Annotated in this window: 2 protein-coding genes; one reads left to right on the top strand and one right to left on the bottom strand. The window is 71.6% G+C overall.

Annotated elements, in window-relative coordinates:
- Positions 1-267: 267 nt before the first annotated feature.
- Entirely contained in the window at positions 268-663 is a 396-nt protein-coding gene (gene sodN, locus FNQ90_RS23705) for a superoxide dismutase, Ni (protein WP_143623563.1), read from the top strand.
- 96 nt (positions 664-759) lie between these two features.
- Here sodN and FNQ90_RS23700 read toward each other — a convergent pair.
- Positions 760-1258 (bottom strand): NAD(P)-dependent alcohol dehydrogenase (locus FNQ90_RS23700; protein WP_182608217.1); only part of this gene is annotated, 499 nt, incomplete at its 5' end.

Below are 1258 nucleotides of genomic sequence, written 5' to 3'. Positions count from 1 at the left end.
CCCCGAGCGTCGCCCCCACCCATCGCCCTCGCTCCTCCCGCGCGCGTGAAACCGCCGGTCCGCCGCCGTCCTTCCCCCGTGACGCTACCCCGACCACCGGGTCCCGATCACGACGCGCCGGTCCCGGTCCGCCCGGGCCCCGGGTCCTCCGACTTTGGACCGATCCGACGGCCCGCACCGGGTCCGGTCGGGAAATACGCCGCCGCACGGAGTAACCTCCCACGTGAGAAGACGATCACGATGATCACGAGGAAGGGAAGGACGCCCATGCTCTCCCGTCTCTTCGCCCGCACGGTCGAGGTCAGCGCCCACTGCGACCTGCCCTGCGGCGTCTACGACCCCGCCCAGGCCCGGGTCGAGGCCGAGTCCGTCAAGGCCATCCAGGAGAAGTACCAGGCCAACGACGACCCGCACTTCCGGGCCCGCGCCACCACCATCAAGGAGGAGCGCGCCGAGCTGGCCAAGCACCACATCTCCGTGCTGTGGAGCGACTACTTCAAGCCCCCGCACTTCGAGAAGTACCCGGAGCTGCACCAGCTGGTGAACGACACCCTCAAGGCCCTCAGCGCCGCCAAGGGGTCCACCGACCCGGCGACCGGTCAGAAGGCCCTGGATTACATCGCCCAGGTCGACAAGATCTTCTGGGAGACCAAGCAGGGCTGAGCCCTGGCACGCGGCCCCTCACAACCCGGGTCGCGATCGTGTCGGAGCGTCCGGCCCCCCACCGGGGTCGGACGCTCCGGCGCGTCGGGGGCGGGATCAGACGGTGACGACGACCTTGCCCAGGGCGTGGCCGGTGCCGAGGTACCTCAGTGCCTCGGCGGTTTCGGCCAGGGGGTGGGACCGTCCGATGACCGGGGTGACCTTCCCCGCCTCGATGAGGCCGGTCAGGTACTCCAGATCCTCCACCCGGTCCACGGCGACCAGCCCGCCCAACCGCTGTCGGGTCAGCGGTGAGAGCATCGCGGCGCGCAGCGGGCGATCGAGCCCACCGAGCCACTTCCCGCCCGTCTCGGCCCCGACGATGACCAGCCGCCCCCGGGGCGCCAGGACCCGCCGTAGCCGGTGGAGCGGGCGGTGGCCCGCCGCGTCGAGGATGACGTCGTACCGCCGGGTGCCGTCGGTGAAGTCCTCGCGGGTGTGGTCGATGACGTGGTCGGCGCCGAGCGAGCGGACGGTGTCCGCCTTGGTCGGTCCGCAGACGGCGGTGACCTCCGCCCCGAACGCCTTGGCCAGTTGCACCGCGAAGGTGCCCACC

It is taken from the genome of Streptomyces alkaliphilus (genome assembly GCF_014141535.1).
Classification (GTDB): domain Bacteria; phylum Actinomycetota; class Actinomycetes; order Streptomycetales; family Streptomycetaceae; genus Streptomyces; species Streptomyces alkaliphilus.
The sequence above is the reverse complement of the archived record's forward strand: the minus strand, read 5'-3'. Positions and strand labels throughout refer to the sequence as shown.

What these genes read in the sequence shown, in the direction of transcription:
- sodN (WP_143623563.1), top strand. Translation starts at nt 268, where the DNA reads ATGCTCTCCCGTCTCTTCGCCCGCACGGTCGAGGTCAGCGCCCACTGC.